The organism is Pseudomonas sp. zbq_18 (assembly GCF_043102245.1).
Taxonomy (GTDB): Bacteria; Pseudomonadota; Gammaproteobacteria; order Pseudomonadales; family Pseudomonadaceae; genus Aquipseudomonas.
Genome location: NZ_JBICIT010000013.1, coordinates 357,244 through 376,045, shown reverse-complemented (window position 1 = coordinate 376,045; position 18,802 = coordinate 357,244). Strand labels below are relative to the sequence as shown.

Below are 18,802 nucleotides of genomic sequence, written 5' to 3'. Positions count from 1 at the left end.
CTGAAGTCCGGGCTACAGCTGCCGCTAGTCACCTGGTGCAACGCACCGCGGCAGGAGCACCGCCCATGAGCCTGCTCGACATCCGCAACCTCTCCGTGCGCTTCGGCGCCGCCGATGCCGTGCCGGTGGTCGACAGCCTCGACCTGGCCGTGGGCAAGGGCGAAGTACTGGCCATCGTCGGCGAGTCCGGCTCCGGCAAGTCGGTGACCATGATGGCGCTGATGGGCCTGATCGACGCTCCCGGCCGGGTCAGCGCCGACAGCCTGCGCTTCGACGGTCACGACATGCTCACGCTCAAGGGCCGGCAGCGCCGGACGGTGGTCGGCAAGGACCTGGCCATGGTGTTCCAGGACCCCATGACTGCGCTCAACCCCAGCTACACCGTGGGCATGCAGATCGAGGAAGTGCTGCGCCAGCACCTTGGCCTCAAGGGCAAGGCCGCCCGTGTGCGCGCCCTGCAGCTGCTGGAGCGGGTGGAGATCCCCGCCGCCGCCAGCCGCCTCGACGCCTACCCGCACCAGCTCTCCGGCGGCATGAGCCAGCGCGTGGCGATTGCCATGGCTATCGCCGCCGAGCCCAAGCTGCTGATCGCCGACGAACCGACCACCGCGCTGGACGTGACCATCCAGGCGCAGATCATGGACCTGCTGCTCGATCTGCAGCGTGACGAAGGCATGGGCCTGGTGCTGATCACCCACGACCTGGCCGTGGTCGCCGAAACTGCCCAGCGCGTGTGCGTGATGTACGCCGGGCAAGCGGTGGAGATCGGCAGCGTGCCGCAGCTGTTCGACGCCCCCACCCACCCCTATACCGAGGCGTTGTTAAAAGCCATCCCCGAGCACAGCCTGGGCGCCGAACGCCTGGCCACCCTGCCCGGTATCGTGCCTGGTCGCTACGACCGCCCCGCCGGATGCCTGTTGGCGCCACGCTGCCCCTATGCCCAGCCGCATTGTCGCGAACAGCGCCCGGCGCTGGAGCCGCACGAGCGCGGCGCGGTGCGTTGCTTCTACCCCCTGAATCTCAACGCGGAGGTGGCCTGATGAGCAACGTACTCGAAGCCCGCGACCTGACCCGGCACTACGAAATTTCCCGCGGCCTGTTCAAGCCCAGCGCCGTGGTGCGCGCACTGAACGGCGTGTCCTTCAGCCTGCAAGCCGGCAAGACCCTGGCGGTGGTCGGCGAGTCCGGCTGCGGCAAGTCGACCCTGGCCCGCGCTCTGACCCTGATCGAGGAGCCCAGCGCCGGTAGTCTGCAGATCGCCGGGCAGGACGTTGCCGGCGCGGACAAGCGCCAACGCAAGCAGCTGCGCCGCGATGTGCAGATGGTGTTCCAGAACCCCTACGCCTCGCTCAACCCACGGCAGAAGATCGGCGACCAGCTGGCCGAACCGCTGCTGATCAACACGGGGCTGTCGCGCAACGAACGGCGGGAAAAGGTGCAGGCGATGATGCAGCAGGTCGGCCTGCGCCCCGAACATGCCCAGCGCTACCCGCACATGTTCTCCGGCGGCCAGCGCCAGCGTATCGCCCTGGCCCGCGCCATGATGCTGCAACCCAAGGTGCTGGTGGCGGACGAGCCAACCTCGGCGCTCGATGTGTCGATCCAGGCCCAGGTGCTCAACCTCTTCATGGACCTGCAGGAGCAGTACCAGACCGGCTACGTGTTCATCTCGCACAACCTCTCGGTAGTGCGCCATGTCGCCGACGACGTACTGGTGATGTACCTCGGTCGCCCGGCCGAGATGGGCCCCGCCGACCTGATCTACCAGCGGCCGCTGCACCCCTACACCCGCGCCCTGCTCTCGGCCACGCCGGCCATCCACCCGGACCCGGCCAAACCGAAGATCAAGATCGCCGGCGAGCTACCCAACCCACTCGATCCGCCGCCCGGCTGCGCCTTCCACAAACGTTGCCCGTATGCCAGCGAACGCTGCCACAGCGAAGTGCCCGAACTGCGCCTGCTCGATGCCCGCCAGGTGGCCTGTCACCACGCAGAGGACATCGCCCTTTAACAGGCTTAGCGCATCTGCTGCACCGGCACTGCGCGACCGCCTTCGACTCGCGTGAGGTAGACGGCGTCCGATCCTTGATGATCGCCAGGGGCGAACGCCACACGAAACCCGCCCAGATCGACATCCAGCGACTCCAGCACCTCAACGAGGCGGGCGCGCGTTGGCTGTGGCCCGCTACGGCGCAAAGCCTCGACCAGCACCGCAGCATCTATATAGCCTTCCAGCGAGGCATAGCCTCTTGGCACGCGCCCCATGGCCGCCTGATATTCGCGCACCAGCGGCAACGATGCGTCATGGGGTGAAGGCACCACCTGAGAGATGTACACGCCCTCGCCGGCAGCCCCCGCCTCGGCAATGAAATCCTCGGTACCGACGAAGGACACGCTAAAGAAGCGTGCCGGCATATCCAGTTCCCGGGCCTGGCGCACCGCAGCCGCCATCTGCCTGTAGGTCCCCACGAAGAAGATCGCTTGCGGCTGCGACGCGCGCAGGGCCTGTAGCGCCGGACCGACCTCCAATGAATTGCGCAGGAAACGCTGCTCGGCACTGACCGTCAGATCGCGCTTGTGCAGCGCACCCGCCAACCCACTCTTGACCGTCTCGCCAAAGGAGTCGTCCTGCATCAGCAAGGCGACGCGCTGAAAACCAAGATCGTCGGTGATCCCGGCCACCAATGCTTCGATCTCATCGAAATAGGAGGCCCGCACATTGAACACCCAGCGATGCACCGGCTCGCGCAACACCTTGGCTCCAGTGAACGGAAACAGATAAGGCACGCGCGCCGCCAGGACGCCGGGCATGGCCGCGCGCGAGGTCGGGGTGCCGACAAAACCGAGCAGCGCAAATACTTCACCGGAGTCAATCAACTCCTGACTCAGCCTGGCGGTGTTCTGTGGCTCGTAGCCGTCGTCGCGCAGCGACAAGGTCAGTTTCCGACCGTGCACACCGCCGGCGACATTGATCTTGTGGAAATACGCTTCGACCCCGGCGCGAACACCACGCCCCAATCCGGCTGCGGGCCCGCTTTGGGCATTGACCATGCCCAGGCGCACCTCACCGACTGAAACGCCCTCCTCGGCACGCAGCGAAGTGCAGAACAGCAGGCAGACAGAAACAGAGAAACCGCACAACAACTGCCGCAACATCTTCGACATCCCAACTGGACTCATCAGTGGAGGCCCTTCTCTTATCTACGTCCCTGGCAAAGCAGCGGGCTGACACCAGCGGCGAGCACTGTGCTCCAGCTTAGCGTTGCTGGCGGCAAGACTCACGCGAGATGCGCACGAAAAAATCTAATTTATTGATCATGGAGCCTTGAGCAAACTTACACGAGAAGCGGCTTTTCAAGCCTTACTAAAACCCCGCCCCCCTAGATAATACTGGGCCAGACAAACTATCAACAGCATCGATTAACACCATTGCCAGCTTCAAATTTTCTATCGAATTTATCTAATTAACATGGGCCCCGTAGTTAGATTCCAGCCCAATAAGGAGCCCCCATCATGAAAAAGCAAATTCTCGCCGCCCTGTTCATCTCCACCGTCACCCTCAGCGGCCTGAGCTTGGCCGAAGACGGATACGACCGCACCATTGCCGAGGACGGTTTTGATCGTACTGGTATCAAGGTCGCCGAAGACGGCTTCGACCGCACTGGCATCAAGGTCGCTGAGGACGGCTTCGACCGCACCGGCATCAAGGTTGCCGAAGACGGCTCCGACCGCACTGGTATCAAGGTCGCCGAAGACGGCTTCGACCGCACTGGCGCCAGCCAAATCGGCTGAGCGCTCCCACACAGTCAAGGCACAGGCAACAATGCAGCTGATTGCGCTCCCGCCGAAGGCGCCCTCATGGCGTCTTCGGCATGTCCGGCTCAGCGGCCAAAGAAACGGTAGAACTCGCGCAGGTCACGCTGCACATCACCGACACCGACCAGGGTAAAGCTCAGGCTCTGCCGCGGCCTACACTGCGCCAGACGCCACTGATCCAACGGGTGCAACCAACCCAGGATCGGGTAGCCGCCCATGGTCTGATGATCCGCCTGCAGGATGATCGGCTGCCCATCTGGCGGCACCTGAATGCAACCGCGCACCACACCCAGCGACCACTCGCGCTGCGGTGCCTGCAATGGCTCGCCGTGCAGCCGTGCGCCCATGCGGTCACTTTGCGGCTCGAGCCGCCAATGCTGAGTGAAAAAGGCCTTTAGCTGCTCCGGCGCGAATGCTGCGGCATCCCCCCCGGTCATCACCCGCAGCGATGCAACGGCCTGATAATCCGGCCGGTAACACCAGGGCACGCTGGCGCCACGCGAGAAATTGCCACTATCCGCGACCAGCAGATCCCCCACTTGCAGTGCCTCGCCTCGGCCTTGTAAACCGCCGAGCCCCTCACGCGCCTGGGTGGCGACACTGCCCAGCACCCGGGGCGCGCGGAAGCCGCCTGCCGCCGCGAGGTAGGCACGCTGGCCACTAGGCGCATAGCCAAACTGCAAATGCTGCCCGGCACGCACACGAAAGCGCGACCAGTTCATCACCGGCCTGCCATCCAGACTCACCGGCAAATCGGCCCCGCTCACGGCCAGCCAGAGTTCGCCCTCAGCCTCGAACTGTAGGCCTCCCAGGGCCATTTCCAGTACACAGGTTCCCCAGGCATTACCCAGCAGACGATTGGCCCAGGCCGCGGCATGCCAGTCCAACGGACCACTGGGCGATACGCCCAGGTGCTGCCAACCCGTGCGCCCGGCATCCTGCAGCAGGCTCAGCGGCCCCGGCTTGACCACACGCAGAGCACTCAAAGGGCCAATTCCCGTCGGTAACCCCGCTCGTCCACCGCCACGAAACGTACCCGATCCCCCAACGCCAGCGGGCAGGGTGGATTGCGCCCGGCATCAAACAGACGCCAAGGGCACAGCCCCAGCAGGTGCCAGCCACCGGGAGAGGCCTGCGGATAGATGGCCGTCTGCCGTTCGGCAATCGCCAGGCTGCCGGCTGGCACCTGGGTACGTGGCGTCGCCCGGCGCGGCAGCGCCAGTGCTTCGGGCAGCTCGCCCAGGTAGGCGAAGCCCGGCGCGAAGCCAATAGCACCGACCCGATACTCCACCGCGCCGTGCAACTCGATCACCCGCTCGACCGTCAGGCCACAACGCCGCGCGACCTCGTCCAAATCGGCGCCGGCATACCACACCGGAATCTCGTGCAGGGCACCGGCAGCGCTCGTCTCATCGGCCTGCTGCCACTGCTGCAGCAGCGGCGCCAGGCGCTCGGCCAGGGCCAGATGGTCGGTTCGCTGCAGGTCATAGTGCAGCAGCAGGCTGGTCCACCCCGGCACCAGATCGGTCAGCAGCGGCCCCAGCTCAGCGCGGATACGCTCGGCCAACCGGGCGATACGCAGCGGCAAGCCGGCATCCGGCTGCTCGGCCAGCACCAGCAAAAGTGCCTCGGCGCCAGCCGGCTCGAAGCGGATCACAGGGCGTCCAGCTGGGCTCGCAGCCGCCGCAGTACCGCCAGCGACTCGGCGTTGTCGCCATGCACGCAAAGACTGTCGGCACACAACTGCAGCGGCTTGCCGTCGATATCGGCGAAAGCTTCGCCACGGGCGATGGCCAGCGCCTGGTCGAGAATCCGTGCGGGCTCATGATGCACGGCACCAGCCAGGCGCCGCGGCGCCAGCCGGCCATCGGCCTGGTAGGCGCGGTCGGCGAAGGCCTCGAACAGCAGCGGCACGCCGGCCGCCTCGGCCAGGCGCCGCTCGCGGGCATTGTCGGCCAGGGCCAGCACCATCAGCGGCAGCCCTTCGCGGTAGCGGGCGCAGGCGCTCAGCACGGCAATCAGCAAGGCATCGTCGCGTACCAGGTCGTTGTACAGCGCGCCGTGCGGCTTGACGTAGGCGACCTGGGTGCCGGCGGCGCGGCAGAAGGCGTCCAGCGCGCCGAGCTGGTACAGCACCAGGGCGCTGACCTCCTCCGGCGTGCAGCTCAGATGGCGGCGGCCGAAGCCCTGCAGGTCGGGATAGGACGGATGGGCGCCGATAGCCACGCCGTGTTGCCGCGCCAGTAGCACACTGCGCTGCATGATCAGCGGGTCACCGGCGTGGAAGCCGCAGGCCAGGTTAGCCTGGTCGACCAGCGGCATGGCGTGCTCGTCGTCGCCCATGCGCCAGGCGCCGTAGCTTTCGCCCATGTCGCAGTTGAGGAGGATACGTGTCTTCATGCCAGCAGCTTAAAGCCCTGCCGGATGATGGGAAAGCCGTAGGAGGCGACAAGAAGGGCTGCAGAGGTTCGCGGCCAAGGCCCCTCCCACACAAACAAAACCCCGCCGAAGCGGGGTTTGTCTGCAAGCGCAAGCACTCAGATATAGAAGGCCTTCAGCGGCGGGAAGCCGTTGAACTCCACCGCGCTGTAGCTGGTGGTATAGGCGCCGGTGGACAGCCAGTACAGGCGGTCTTCGGCGGACAGGTTGAGCGGCAGGCCGTACTTGTAGTTCTCGTACATGATGTCGGCGCTGTCGCAGGTCGGGCCGGCGATCACCACCTCTTCCACCTCGCCCTTCTTCTCGGTCCAGATGGGGAACTTGATGGCCTCGTCCATGGTTTCGATCAGGCCGCTGAACTTGCCCACGTCGGTGTACACCCAGCGCTCGACGGCGGTACGCGACTTGCGCGCCACCAGCACGACTTCGCTAACCAGGATGCCGGCGTTGGCGATCAGCGAACGCCCCGGCTCCAGGATGATTTCCGGCAGTTCGTCGCCGAAATCTTCCTTGAGGAAGCGGGTGATTTCCTCGGCGTAGGTTTCCAGGTCATTGGTGCGCTGGATGTAGTTGGCCGGGAAACCGCCGCCCATGTTGATCATCTTCAGGGTGATGCCGTCTTCTTCCTTGAGGCGCTCGAAGATCACCTTGACCTTGGCAATGGCGGCATCCCACACGTCGATGTCGCGCTGCTGGCTGCCCACATGGAAGGAGATGCCGTAGGGCTCCAGGCCCAGCTGCTTGGCCAGCACCAGCAGGTCCAGGGCCATGTCCGGGTTGCAGCCGAACTTGCGACTCAGCGGCCAGTCGGCGGAAGTGGAACCCTCGGTGAGGATGCGCACGTAGATCTTCGAGCCCGGCGCGGCCTTGGCGATGTTGCGCAGGTCGGCTTCCGAGTCGGTGGAGAACAGGCGCACGCCCTTCTCGTAGAAGTAGCGGATGTCGCGGGCTTTCTTGATGGTGTTGCCGTAGCTGATACGCTCCGGGCCGACGCCGGCGCTCATCACCTTGTCCAGCTCGTAGATCGAGGCGATGTCGAAGCTGGAGCCTTTGTCGCGCAGCAGCTCGGTGATCTCGATGGCCGGGTTGGCCTTCACCGCGTAGTAGATCTTGGCGAACGGAAAGCAATTGACCAGCTGATCATAGGCATCGGCGATGGTCTGCTTGTCGATCACCACGAAGGGGGTTTCCTTCTGATCGGCAAGCGCCTTCATGCGCTTGAAAGTTTCGGGTGCGAAATAGTCTTCGACCTTGATCGACATGCGTGGGACTCCCTTTGGGCAAAACCAGGAACACTGTTATTCGGGCAGCTGAACCAGCCACAGGTTCAATTGCCCGTCGGGGGTGGCCGTGGAAGGCCGGAACGTCTGATCAGTTTCCCCACTTTGGTTCGCCTACTTCCCAAGGCATGTCGCCGAGTCGCTGCTCGTTACAGCTGCAGCACCGGAGAGCCTTGCAGAATCATCATGGCTAGGCGCTTCGCCGCCGACAGTAGATTGACTACGGCAAGGCGGAGCAACAACGCCAGGGTGGTTCTGCAAGGCTCTCCGAGTCTCTCGTCGTCAGTACTTGAGCCGGATGGATCGTTGCCAGCATGGACGTTCGGGCGCGAACTTTAGGACCAAGAAACCCTGTTAGCAATCAAAAATTGCCGCAGTTTTACACTCGATTGTCGCTTGTCCGATTGATTGTTTTTTATCCCAAACAAAACGTCCGAAATGCTGCACAAAACCAGCATTGACGCGGCTCGCCGGCCGGCCGCCGCAGGCCTCTCCTTTATCGGTATAATCGCCGCCTTTTTTGACACTCCGACGAGTCCGTCGACAGGTTCCCCGCATGAGCATCCAGGCCAAAGAAGTCGCCAAACGCCGCACGTTTGCGATCATCTCCCACCCCGACGCCGGTAAGACCACCATCACCGAGAAGCTGCTGCTGATGGGCAAGGCGATCGAGGTCGCCGGTACGGTGAAGTCGCGTAAATCCGACCGCCATGCCACGTCCGACTGGATGGAAATGGAGAAGCAGCGCGGCATCTCCATCACCACCTCGGTGATGCAGTTCCCCTACCGCGAGCACATCATCAACCTGCTCGACACCCCCGGCCACGAAGACTTCTCGGAAGATACCTACCGCACCCTGACCGCGGTGGACTCGGCGCTGATGGTGCTCGACGGCGGTAAGGGTGTGGAACCGCGCACCATCGCCCTGATGGATGTGTGCCGCCTGCGCGACACGCCCATCGTCAGCTTCATCAACAAGCTCGACCGCGACATCCGCGACCCCATCGAACTGCTCGACGAAATCGAAGCGGTACTGAAGATCAGGGCCGCGCCGATCACCTGGCCGATCGGCTGCTACAAGGACTTCAAGGGCGTCTACCACCTGACCGGCGACTACATCATCGTCTACACCCCCGGTCACGGCCACGAGCGCACCGAAGCCAAGATCATCCAGAACCTCGACTCCGATGAGGCCCGCGCTCACCTGGGCGACATGTACGAACGCTTCGTCGAGGAGCTGGAGCTGGTGCAGGGCGCCTGCCACGAGTTCGAGCCGGACGCCTTCCTCAAGGGCGAGATGACCCCGGTGTTCTTCGGCACCGCCCTGGGCAACTTCGGCGTGGATCACGTGCTCGACGCCGTGGTCGACTGGGCGCCCAAACCGCTGGCCCGTGTGGCTAACGAGCGCAGCGTGGAGCCGGAGGAAGAGAAGTTCAGCGGCTTCGTGTTCAAGATCCAGGCGAACATGGACCCGAAACACCGCGACCGCATCGCCTTTATGCGCATCTGCTCGGGCAAGTACAGCCAGGGCATGAAAATGCGCCACGCACGCCTGGGCAAGGACGTGCGCGTCGGCGACGCCCTGACCTTCTTCTCCAGCGAGCGCGAGCAGCTGGAAGAGGCCTACGCCGGCGACATCATCGGCCTGCACAACCACGGCACCATCCAGATCGGCGACACCTTCACCGAAGGCGAGAGCCTGGGCTTCACCGGCATCCCGCACTTCGCCCCGGAACTGTTCCGCCGCGTGCGCCTGAAGGACCCGCTGAAGTCCAAGCAGCTGCGCCAGGGCCTGCAGGAGCTGGCCGAGGAAGGCGCGACCCAGGTGTTCTTCCCCGAGCGCAACAACGACATCATCCTCGGCGCCGTCGGTGTGCTGCAGTTCGATGTGGTCGCCAGCCGCCTCAAGGAGGAATACAAGGTCGAGTGCGCCTACGAGGCGATCAACGTCTGGTCGGCGCGCTGGATCGAGTGCAGCGACGAGAAGAAGCTCAAGGAGTTCAAGGACAAGGCTTTCGAAAACCTGGCCGTGGACGGCGGTGGCCATCTCACCTACCTGGCGCCGACCCGCGTCAACCTGAGCCTGATGGAAGAGCGCTGGCCGGACGTGAAATTCCGCGCCACCCGCGAACACCACTGACAGCTCCAGCAAAACGCAAAGGGCGCGCTCCGCAAGGACCGCGCCCTTTTTTGCGCCCGGCCCTCGGTGAGTCCGTAGGTTGGGTCGGGCCGCGTAGGCTGAGCGCAGCGAAGCCCAACACACTGCGCTGCCAAGCATCGCGGCTGAAGCCGCTCTGTGGGAGCGACTTCAATCTGTAGGTTGGGCTGAGGAGTAAAGCGACGAAGCCCAACGTGACCAGCTGTTGGGCTTCGCTGCGCTCAACCCAACCTACACGGTCCGCCCCAGACTACAGCTCTGGAGCCTCGTCATATTTAGCTTCTGTGGGAGCGACTTCAGTCGCGATTGGCGCCCCCAAGCAAAACACCCCCACGCCAAACCGGCAGCCAACTATCACGTTAGCGTCACGTTCGAAGAACTTTCCAGAACTTGACCGACAAAGGTTGCACACAGACAGAAGACTTGTTTAAGGTTGTTTTTAATTGAACGTTCAATCAATAAAAATATGCCTAAAGTCGGAATCAAAGAAACCCGTCGCCAGCAGCTGATCCAGGCCACCCTGGAGTCCATCGCCGAGCTGGGCCTGCAGGACACCACCATCCTTAGCATCAGCGGCAAGGCGCGCCTGTCGTCGGGGATCATCAGCCACTACTTCGGTGGCAAGCAGGGCCTGATCGAGGCCGCCCTGCGCCACCTGCTGGAGCAACTGCGCCAAGACCTGCTCAAGCGCCTGGGCGACGGCCAGGTCAGCGCCGAGCAGCGCCTGCTGGCCATCGTCGAGGCCAACTTCAGCGAGTTTCAGCGCTCCGAACTGGCCGGGCGCACCTGGCTCAGCTTCTGGGCCCGCGCCGCCCATGAACCTGGTCTGGCGCGCCTGCAACGGATCAACAACCGCCGCCTGTACAGCAACCTGCGCTACGCCTTCGGCCTCTGCCTGCCGACCGCAGCCGCCAGCGACGCCGCCAGCCAGGCCGCCGCGATGATTGATGGCTTCTGGCTGCGCAGCACCCTGGGTAATGCCCCGGCCGCCGACTTCGCCGCCGCCGAGCGCCTGTGTAAGGGCTTCGTCATGGCCTGCCTGCGCGCCCACTCTGCCAAGGAGACCCCGACCCCATGAACCTGCCCCGCCACCTCAACTACATTCACGGTCGCCCACTGGCCAATGCCAGCGGCGAAACTTTCGACGTGATCAACCCCGCCACCGGCGAGGTGATCTACCAGGTGGAAGTGGCCGACGAGACCATCCTCGCCGCCGCCCTGGACAGCGCCGCCGAAGGCCAGCGCCAGTGGGCCGCACTCGGCGCCGTGGAGCGCAGCCGTATCCTGCTGCGCGCCGTGGCCCTGCTGCGCGAGCGCAACGACGAGCTGGCCGCCATCGAAGTACGCGACACCGGCAAGCCGTGGCAGGAAGCCGCGGTGGTGGACGTGCAGACCGGGGCCGACTCCATCGAGTTCTTCGCCGGCCTGGCGCCGATGATCGAAGGCAACCAGCAGGACCTGGGCGGCGACTTCTACTACACCCGCCGCGAACCGCTGGGCATCTGCGCCGGCATCGGCGCCTGGAACTACCCGCTGCAGATCGCCTGCTGGAAGTCGGCACCAGCACTGGCCTGCGGCAACAGCATGATCTTCAAGCCGTCCGAGGAAACCCCGCTGGGCGCGCTGAAACTGGCGGAGATCTTCAGCGAGGCCGGCGTGCCCGCTGGCGTGTTCAACGTGGTGCAGGGGGCCGGCAAGGTCGGCGCCTGGCTGGCCGAGCAGCCGCAGATCGCCAAGGTATCCTTCACCGGACAGATCAGCACCGGGCAGAAGGTCATGGCCGCCGCCGCCGGCTCGCTCAAGGAGGTGACCATGGAGCTGGGCGGCAAGTCGCCGCTGATCATCTTCGACGACGCCGACCTGGACAACGCGGTGTCCGCCGCCCTGCTCGGCAACTTCTACACCCAGGGCGAAATCTGCACCAACGGCACCCGCGTGTTCGTCCACGACAGCCTGCACGACGCCTTCCTCAAACGCCTGCTGCAACGCGTGCGCGACAACATCCGCATGGGCGACCCGATGGACCCGGCCACCAACTTCGGCGCGCTGATCTCGGGCAACCATCGCGACAAGGTGCTCGGCTACATCGCCAGCGGCCTGGAGGACGGCGCGCGCCTCGCCTGCGGCGGCCACGCCGCCCATCCGGCCTCGGCGCCCAATGGCTACTTCGTCGAGCCCACGGTATTCGTCGACTGCCGCGACGACATGCGCATCTGCCGCGAGGAAATCTTCGGCCCGGTGATGAGCGTGCTGCGCTTCCACGACGAAGCCGAAGTGCTGCGCCGCGCCAACGACACCGACGCGGGCCTGGCCGCCGGCGTGTTCACCCGCGACATCCGCCGCGCCCACCGCATGGTCGCCGGCCTGCAGGCCGGCATCTGCTGGATCAACGCCTACGGCGCCTCGCCGGCACAGATGCCGGTCGGCGGCTACAAGCTGTCCGGCATCGGCCGCGAGAACGGCCTGGCCACCCTCAACCATTACACCCAACTCAAGGCCGTCTATGTCGGCATGGAGGACCTGCAGAGCCCTTTCTAAGGGCCGGGAGTCACGCATGACTTATTCTTCTGAGTACGACTACATCATCGTGGGTGCCGGCTCCGCCGGCTGCGTCCTGGCCAACCGCCTCAGCGCGGACGGCGCCCACCGCGTGCTGTTGCTGGAAACCGGCGGCAGTGACAAGAGCATCTTCATCCAGATGCCCACCGCGCTCTCGATTCCGATGAACACCCGCAAGTACGCGTGGCAGTTCACCACCGAACCCGAACCCTACCTGGACAATCGCCAGATGCACTGCCCGCGCGGCAAGGTGCTGGGCGGCTCGTCGTCGATCAACGGCATGGTCTACGTACGCGGCCACGCCAGTGACTTCGACGAGTGGCAGCAACTCGGCGCCCAGGGCTGGGACTACGCCCATTGCCTGCCCTACTTCCGCAAGGCCGAGAGCTGGGCCTTCGGCGGCGACGACTACCGCGGCGCAGACGGCCCGCTCGGGGTGAACAACGGCAACAACATGCAGAACCCGTTGTACCGCGCCTTCATCGATGCTGGCGTACAGGCCGGCTACCCGGCCACCAGCGACTACAACGGCGCGCAGCAGGAAGGCTTCGGCGCCATGCACATGACCGTCAAGAACGGCCGCCGCTGGTCCACCGCCAACGCCTACCTGCGCCCGGCCATGGCCCGCGACAACCTCAAGGTGATCACCCACGCGCTGGTCGAGCACGTGTTGCTGGACGGCCAGCGTGCAGTCGGCGTGCGCTTCCAGCAGGGCGGCAAGGTGCAGGAAGTCCGCGCCCGCCGCGAGGTCATCCTCAGCGCCGGCCCCATCGGCTCGCCGCACCTGCTGCAGCTGTCCGGCATCGGCCGCGCGGATGTGCTCAAAGCCGCCGGCATCGCCGTGCAGCATGAGCTGCCGGGCGTTGGCGAGAACCTGCAGGATCACCTGGAGTTCTATTTCCAGTACCGCTGCCAGCAGCCGATCACCCTCAACGGCAAGCTCGACCTGTGGAGCAAGTTCCTTATCGGCACGCGCTGGCTTCTGAAGAAGGACGGCCTGGGCGCGACCAACCACTTCGAGTCCTGCGCCTTTATCCGCTCCACGGCCGACAGCCCCTGGCCGGATATGCAGTACCACTTCCTGCCGGCGGCCATGCGCTACGACGGCAAGGAGGCCTTCGACGGCCACGGCTTCCAGCTGCATGTGGGGCACAACAAGCCGAAGAGTCGCGGCTTCGTGCGCGTACGCAGCGCCGACCCGAGCGAAGCACCGCAGATCCGCTTCAACTACCTGCAGCACGAGGACGACCGCGCCGGCTTCCGTGCCTGCGTACGCCTGACCCGCGAGATCATCGCGCAGCCGGCGATGGACGCCTATCGCGGTGACGAGATCCAGCCCGGCGCCGAGGTGCAGAGCGACGAGCAGATCGACCGCTTCGTCCGCCAGGCCGTGGAGAGCGCCTACCACCCCTGCGGCACCTGCCGCATGGGTGAGGACGAACTGGCGGTGGTCGATTCCGAGACCCGCGTGCGCGGCCTTCAAGGCCTGCGTGTCGTGGATTCCTCGCTGTTCCCGAGCATCCCCAACGGCAACCTCAACGCGCCGACCATCATGCTCGCCGAGCGCGCCGCCGACCTGATCCTCGGCCGCCAGCCGCTGGCACCGAGCCGCGCCCCGGTGGCGCTGGCCGAACGCAGCGGCCAGCAGCAACGCCCGCACGCACCGCAGCGCCGCGTCAACTGATCCCCCGGCGCGCCTCCCACGAGGCGCGCCGCATAACGCCAATTACAGGAGGAGCACCCCCATGCTATTGATCAAAGAACCCGTTGCAGCGACCAGGAGGGCGGCATGACTCTCTGGTTATCGATCGGAATGCTGTTCACCTTCGCCGCGATTGCCGCGGTGCTGCTGAAATGGGGCAACCTGCGCTGCATCGGCGTGACCCCGGTAAGAACCTTTACCTTCATCGCGATTCTCTTCACCTCGGGCCTGGATGTCGGCCTGATCATGTTTCCCCTCACCGAGTTCGCCGGCTACAGCGACCCGGCCAGCCCCGAATATGCCTTCGCCAACCCGCTGGCCATCGAGTTCGGCTTCTGGGGCTTCCTCATCTGGGGCTTCTATTTCCTCACCTGCTTCTACTTCTGCGTGATCGAGCCGCGCGTACGCTTCTTCGAGCTGCCGCTGGTCAAGCTGCTGAACAACCTGGTGATCATCGGCACCTGTGCCTTCACCGCCTTCCTGCTGCTGAAGAACCTGCCCTGGTACCTGCCGCAACTGGGCGACGGTGAGCAGCTGCAGCCGAGTTTCTACCTGATCGTGCTGCTGTCGATCGCCATCGCCGTGTATTCCAGTACCCAGCTGCGTTATGTGCGCCTGCTCAGCCTCGGCACCAGCTGGCTGTTTATCGGCCTGATCGCCTACATGTGGGGCGCTGCCTTCCTCGGTGAACAGGGCAGCGTCGGTGACTTCTTCGCCACCGCCGGGCTGATCGGCGACTACTTCAACCACCTGGACAGCTTCCTGCTGCCGATCAACGACTACCACGCCTTCTACCTGTACTGGTGGTTCTCCTGGAGCATCATGATCGGCCAGTTCACCGCGCGCTTCGCCGGCGGCCTGCGTACCTGGCAGCTGCTCGGTGCGATGCTGGTGTTCCCCTCGCTGGCCATCGGCGTGTGGTTCAGCGTGCTGTACTTCTACCACCAGCAGGCGCTGAACATCGGCGGCCTGCTCAACCTGGCGATGGTGGTGGTCGGCGTGAGCATGGTGGTCAACTCGCTGGACTCGCTGATCCGCCTGTACACCGACAACCTCGGCCTCAGCGTCGCCCGCTACGGGCGCACGACCTACATCCTCGGCAACCTGGTCGCGCTCAGCGCGCTGACCCTGCTGTTCCAGCTGGAGTTCCTGCAGATCGAGTGGGTCGGCGCCCTGGTGATCGCCCTGTACCTCGGCTGCTTCGCCTACATCCTGCGCTACAAGCTCCACGCCGTGATGGCCATCGAGGGCTCGCCGAAGGAGAACCGCATCGACTACGGCAAGCTGGAGCTGGCGGGTTGAGTGATGCGCAGCGGCTGGGCATGCGTAGGTTGGGTTGAGCACAGCGAAGCCCAACGGCGAGCCCTCCGGTCACTCCGCTATTGGGCTTCGGCGCTTCGCACCTCAACCCAACCTACGTAGGCCTTAGCTGGCGGCCCGCAGCAGCGCGCGCACCTTGGCCGCCGAGAGCTTCTGCAGGCCGCACAGGTAGGTGTGGTCGGCCTCGATGGCATGCCGCTCGCGCAGCAGATCCTGCAGGTGCAGGGTCAGGTTGGCCGCCATCTCGGCATCGGCCAGCGCACGGTGAGCCTGGCCGGTGCTGGGCAGGCCCACCCAGCTGTTGAGGTTGCCCAGCTTGTGGCTGGGCGCCTCCGGCAGCAGGCGCCGCGAGAGCAGCAGCGAACAGGCGAAGTCGCGTTGACGGCGACGGCCAAGCAGATCCAGCTCGGCATCCCAGAACTTGGCATCGAACGCCGCGTTGTGCGCCAGCAAGGGCGCGCCACCGATAAACTCGGCCGCCTCAGCCATCACTTCGACCACCGGCGGCGCGCGGCGCACCATGGCGTTGCTGATGCCGGTGAGCTGCTCGATGAAGGGCGGCACCCAGGCGCCGGCATTCATCAGGCTCTGGTAGCGACCGACGATGCGCCCCTCGGCGATCAGCGCCACGCCGATCTCGGTCGGCCGCGCGCCCTGGCTCGGCGACATGCCGGTGGTCTCGAAGTCGATCACGGCAATGGGTTCGGACATCACTTACCTCAGCTCTTCAACAACAAGGCGCCTTCGACCGGCACGAAGCGGTCGGCGGCGCGAATCAGGGAATTGGCGGTGAGCCCAGCGACGCCATACACGGCGCTGCTCACCCCATGACGGGCGCGGATGCGTTCGAGCAGCAGGTCGAAGTCGCCATCGCCGGAGGCCAGCACCACCTCGTCGACCCGCTCGGCGGCTTCCATCACGTCCAGGGTGATGCCCACATCCCAGTCGCCCTTGGCCGAACCGTCGCTGCGCTGGATATAGGGTTTGAGCATTACCTGGAAGCCGAGGTTGCGCAGGATCTGCTGGAACTGACGCTGTTTGGCGTCGCCGCGGTCAATGGCATAGGCGCGCGCCTCGACGATCTCGCCCAGCGCCGCCACCTGTCGCCACAGTTCTGCGTAATGGAAGTGGCAGCCATGGGCCTGGCGCACGGTGTAGTAGAGGTTCTGCACATCGGCGAACAGGGCGATCTTCTTCACGGCAGGACCATAGGCAAAATGAGCGGCGATTATGCGACATGCTCAGGGTCATGTCCTCGCCCACGGCGATCGACTAAAGTGAATGGCAGTAGTCTTCTGGTGAAATCTGCCGATGAATCCGCTCAGCGTCCTGCGCGACTCCGCCCACTTCTTCAGCCGCAACCTGCCGTTCATCGCCACGCTGTGTCTGCCGCTGATCGCCGCCGAATGCCTGGCCCGCGCCATCGTCGCCAGCCTCACCGACAGCAGCCAATCCCCCGCCTACGAACTGCTGGTCGGCCTGCTGTTCTACCCGCTGTACAGCGCTGCGCTGATTCTCTATCTCGACGCTCGCAGCCAGGGCCAGCGCCCGGCCGTACGCGACCTGCTGGCCGGTTCCCTGCAGCTGTGGCCGGTCTTTGCCGTGCTGGCCGGACTGACCACCCTGCTGATCATGCTCGGCGGCGCGCTGTTCCTGCCGCTGGCCCTATACCTGATGGTCAAGCTGGCCTTCGCCGAATACCTGCTGGTGCTGCGCGGGCTGGCGCCGCTGCAGGCGATGCGCGAAAGCGTGCTGCTCAGCATCGGCCACTTCTGGTCGCTGCTGGCCTGCGTGCTGCTGGTCATCGTGCCGCTGTGGCTGCTGGACGACTGGACCCTGCAGCTGCTGGGCGAGCAGCCGGACGCCATCAGCAGCCTGGTGCTGGATATCGTCAACGGCTTCCTGCAGCTGTTCTCCACCGTGGTGCTGTTCCGCTGCTTCATGCTGTGCAGCCAGCGGCCGACCGAGGACAGCCACAGCAGCTGATTCGCTGGACAAGAAAAGCGCGAAACAGCTGCTAGGCTTGGGCGCTTCCGCGTCCATCAGGGAAGAATCCTCATGCCCGAGCAGAATCCCAGCATCCTCTCCCACGTGTCCATCGGCACCAATCAGTTCGACCAGGCCGTGGCCTTCTATGACCGCGTCCTGGCCACACTGGGCTGCAAGCGCATCCTCGAGCACGCTGGCGCCGTCGCCTGGGGTCGCGAGTACCCGGAGTTCTGGGTACAGACACCAATTGATGGCCAGCCGGCCACTGTCGGCAATGGCACGCACTTCGGCTTCGTCGCAAACAGCAAGGCTCAGGTGCACGCCTTCTTCACGGCCGCCGTGGCTGCCGGTGCCACCCCGGATGGCCCGCCCGGCCCGCGTCCGCACTATGGCGAGCCCTACTACGGCTGCTTCGTGCGCGACCTCGACGGGCACAAGATCGAGGCCGCCTACTGGGACATGGCCTGACCTGGCATCGGCTCAGTGGCAAGCCTCGCCCGCGTGTTGTAGCCAGCCTTGGCGCAGCAGCCGCTGCCAGGTATCGACCGGCAGATCACGCTCGTCGCTGCGCCCAGACACCGCGCTGCAAGGCAGCAACAGGAGCCAGCGCAACATGGCTCAGCGCGCCGTAGAACCAGGCTTGAGCCCGGACAGCCGCGGCAGCAGCACGCGCTCGAACAGGCGCGGGAAGAAGCGCGCCAGCAGCCGGGCACGCCAGTTGACGTTGGACAGCACCAGCAGGCGCCTTCGACGCAGCGCCGCCTGATAGATCGCCTCGGCCACATCCTGCGCCGAGGCGACTTTACCGATGGCCAGCGGCGGTTGCTGGCTTACCGAGCCATCGCCGACCAGTGCGTTCTTGCGCAGATCAGTGGCAGTAAAGCCGGGGCACACCAGCATGACGTTGACCCCGGAGCCCTTGAGCTCGGCACGCAGCGTCTCGAACAGCCCGTGCAAGGCATGCTTGCTGGCGTTGTAGGCGCTGCGGTACAGCAGCGGTGCGAAGCCGGACAACGAGCTGAGCACAATGACCTGGCCGCGCCGGGCGATCAGCCCCGCCAGCGCCGCCTTGGTGCAGTGCACGGCACCGAAGTAGTTGACCGCCATGATGCGCTGGAACACCGCCAGCTCGGTCTCGGCAAAGGTGCTGCGATGAGTGATGCCGGCGTTGTTGAGCAGCAGGTCGATGCCACCGAAACGCTCCTCGATCAGCCCCATCGCCTGCTGCACGGCCTGCGCATCGGCGACATCGCAGACCAGGCCGATGGCCTCGCAGCCCAGGTGATCGCCCAGATGCTGCACCAGGCTTTCCAGTGCCTCTTCCTGCAGGTCGAGGATGGCCAGCCGCGCACCGGCCTGGGCGAAGCGCATCACCAGCGCCCGGCCGATCCCTGCACAGCCGCCCGTCACGACCACTACCTTGCGCTCGAATACCTTGTTGGCGAAGACCTTGCGATACATGAACGCTCCCGTTTTCTGCCGCTGTGTGCGCCAAATACCTCTTGCAGCATAGTCTCAGCCACTCACGACCACAGGCGC

At 65.1% G+C, this 18,802-nt stretch carries 19 protein-coding genes; 10 read left to right on the top strand and 9 right to left on the bottom strand.

The window, feature by feature from the left end:
- Positions 1 to 65 precede the first annotated feature (65 nt).
- Both ACF8C6_RS11340 and ACF8C6_RS11335 read left to right on the top strand, forming a co-directional pair.
- Positions 66 to 1,040 (top strand): ABC transporter ATP-binding protein, encoded by a 975-nt coding sequence (locus ACF8C6_RS11340; RefSeq protein ID WP_392499371.1) that lies wholly within the window; start codon positions 66 to 68, stop codon positions 1,038 to 1,040.
- Complete coding sequence (locus tag ACF8C6_RS11335; RefSeq protein WP_392499370.1) at positions 1,040 to 2,011, top strand: peptide ABC transporter ATP-binding protein; 972 nt, start codon at positions 1,040 to 1,042, stop codon at positions 2,009 to 2,011. The genes ACF8C6_RS11340 and ACF8C6_RS11335 overlap by 1 nt, the downstream gene beginning before the upstream one ends.
- A 5-nt stretch (positions 2,012 to 2,016) precedes the next feature.
- Here ACF8C6_RS11335 and ACF8C6_RS11330 read toward each other — a convergent pair whose 3' ends face one another.
- Entirely contained in the window at positions 2,017 to 3,156 is a 1,140-nt protein-coding gene (locus ACF8C6_RS11330) for an ABC transporter substrate-binding protein (RefSeq protein WP_392499369.1), read from the bottom strand.
- A 357-nt stretch (positions 3,157 to 3,513) separates the two neighbouring features.
- Between ACF8C6_RS11330 and ACF8C6_RS11325 the strand changes: the two genes are divergently transcribed.
- The gene (locus tag ACF8C6_RS11325) at positions 3,514 to 3,792 is read left to right on the top strand and encodes a hypothetical protein (RefSeq protein ID WP_392499368.1); all 279 of its coding nucleotides are present in this window, start codon (positions 3,514 to 3,516) and stop codon (positions 3,790 to 3,792) included.
- A gap of 89 nt (positions 3,793 to 3,881) precedes the next feature.
- Here the strand turns inward: ACF8C6_RS11325 and ACF8C6_RS11320 are convergent, their stop codons facing one another.
- The 4 genes from ACF8C6_RS11320 to ACF8C6_RS11305 all read right to left on the bottom strand — a co-directional run bounded on the left by ACF8C6_RS11320 (position 3,882) and on the right by ACF8C6_RS11305 (position 7,517).
- On the bottom strand, positions 3,882 to 4,802 hold the full coding sequence (locus tag ACF8C6_RS11320) for a biotin-dependent carboxyltransferase family protein (RefSeq protein ID WP_392499366.1): 921 nt from the start codon (positions 4,800 to 4,802) through the stop codon (positions 3,882 to 3,884).
- Positions 4,799 to 5,473, bottom strand: coding sequence for a 5-oxoprolinase subunit PxpB (pxpB, locus tag ACF8C6_RS11315; RefSeq protein ID WP_392499365.1), 675 nt, complete (start codon positions 5,471 to 5,473; stop codon positions 4,799 to 4,801). The genes ACF8C6_RS11320 and pxpB overlap by 4 nt, the downstream gene beginning before the upstream one ends.
- On the bottom strand, positions 5,470 to 6,216 hold the full coding sequence (locus tag ACF8C6_RS11310; protein WP_392499364.1) for a 5-oxoprolinase subunit PxpA: 747 nt from the start codon (positions 6,214 to 6,216) through the stop codon (positions 5,470 to 5,472). The genes pxpB and ACF8C6_RS11310 overlap by 4 nt, the downstream gene beginning before the upstream one ends.
- A gap of 137 nt (positions 6,217 to 6,353) precedes the next feature.
- Positions 6,354 to 7,517 (bottom strand): type III PLP-dependent enzyme, encoded by a 1,164-nt coding sequence (locus ACF8C6_RS11305; protein WP_392499363.1) that lies wholly within the window; start codon positions 7,515 to 7,517, stop codon positions 6,354 to 6,356.
- Between the two features lie 574 nt (positions 7,518 to 8,091).
- Between ACF8C6_RS11305 and ACF8C6_RS11300 the strand changes: the two genes are divergently transcribed.
- The 5 genes from ACF8C6_RS11300 (at position 8,092) to ACF8C6_RS11280 (ending at position 15,256) form a co-directional block, all read left to right on the top strand.
- Positions 8,092 to 9,675, top strand: coding sequence for a peptide chain release factor 3 (locus ACF8C6_RS11300; RefSeq protein ID WP_392499362.1), 1,584 nt, complete (start codon positions 8,092 to 8,094; stop codon positions 9,673 to 9,675).
- A 484-nt stretch (positions 9,676 to 10,159) separates the two neighbouring features.
- A complete protein-coding gene (gene betI, locus ACF8C6_RS11295; RefSeq protein ID WP_392499361.1) occupies positions 10,160 to 10,771 on the top strand; it encodes a transcriptional regulator BetI in 612 nt (203 codons plus the stop codon).
- Positions 10,768 to 12,231 (top strand): betaine-aldehyde dehydrogenase, encoded by a 1,464-nt coding sequence (gene betB, locus ACF8C6_RS11290; protein WP_392499360.1) that lies wholly within the window; start codon positions 10,768 to 10,770, stop codon positions 12,229 to 12,231. The genes betI and betB overlap by 4 nt, the downstream gene beginning before the upstream one ends.
- A 16-nt stretch (positions 12,232 to 12,247) precedes the next feature.
- On the top strand, positions 12,248 to 13,936 hold the full coding sequence (gene betA / locus ACF8C6_RS11285; protein ID WP_392499359.1) for a choline dehydrogenase: 1,689 nt from the start codon (positions 12,248 to 12,250) through the stop codon (positions 13,934 to 13,936).
- Positions 13,937 to 14,041: 105 nt separating this feature from the next.
- Positions 14,042 to 15,256, top strand: coding sequence for a BCCT family transporter (locus ACF8C6_RS11280; RefSeq protein ID WP_392499358.1), 1,215 nt, complete (start codon positions 14,042 to 14,044; stop codon positions 15,254 to 15,256).
- A 123-nt stretch (positions 15,257 to 15,379) separates the two neighbouring features.
- On the opposite strand, the gene ACF8C6_RS11275 is transcribed toward ACF8C6_RS11280, so the two are convergent.
- Together ACF8C6_RS11275 and ACF8C6_RS11270 are read right to left on the bottom strand one after the other, a co-directional pair.
- Complete coding sequence (locus tag ACF8C6_RS11275; protein WP_392499357.1) at positions 15,380 to 15,985, bottom strand: PolC-type DNA polymerase III; 606 nt, start codon at positions 15,983 to 15,985, stop codon at positions 15,380 to 15,382.
- 8 nt (positions 15,986 to 15,993) lie between these two features.
- The gene (locus ACF8C6_RS11270; RefSeq protein WP_392499355.1) at positions 15,994 to 16,473 is read right to left on the bottom strand and encodes an NYN domain-containing protein; all 480 of its coding nucleotides are present in this window, start codon (positions 16,471 to 16,473) and stop codon (positions 15,994 to 15,996) included.
- Between the two features lie 112 nt (positions 16,474 to 16,585).
- Between ACF8C6_RS11270 and ACF8C6_RS11265 the strand changes: the two genes are divergently transcribed.
- Together ACF8C6_RS11265 and ACF8C6_RS11260 are read left to right on the top strand one after the other, a co-directional pair.
- Positions 16,586 to 17,260 (top strand): hypothetical protein, encoded by a 675-nt coding sequence (locus tag ACF8C6_RS11265; protein ID WP_277689115.1) that lies wholly within the window; start codon positions 16,586 to 16,588, stop codon positions 17,258 to 17,260.
- A gap of 72 nt (positions 17,261 to 17,332) precedes the next feature.
- Complete coding sequence (locus tag ACF8C6_RS11260; protein WP_392499353.1) at positions 17,333 to 17,731, top strand: VOC family protein; 399 nt, start codon at positions 17,333 to 17,335, stop codon at positions 17,729 to 17,731.
- Between the two features lie 12 nt (positions 17,732 to 17,743).
- Here ACF8C6_RS11260 and ACF8C6_RS11255 read toward each other — a convergent pair whose 3' ends face one another.
- Both ACF8C6_RS11255 and ACF8C6_RS11250 read right to left on the bottom strand, forming a co-directional pair.
- A complete protein-coding gene (locus ACF8C6_RS11255) occupies positions 17,744 to 17,878 on the bottom strand; it encodes a hypothetical protein (RefSeq protein WP_392499352.1) in 135 nt (44 codons plus the stop codon).
- A 3-nt stretch (positions 17,879 to 17,881) separates the two neighbouring features.
- Positions 17,882 to 18,724: an SDR family oxidoreductase gene (locus ACF8C6_RS11250; protein WP_392499351.1), complete on the bottom strand. Its 843-nt coding sequence runs from the start codon at positions 18,722 to 18,724 to the stop codon at positions 17,882 to 17,884.
- Positions 18,725 to 18,802 lie beyond the last annotated feature (78 nt).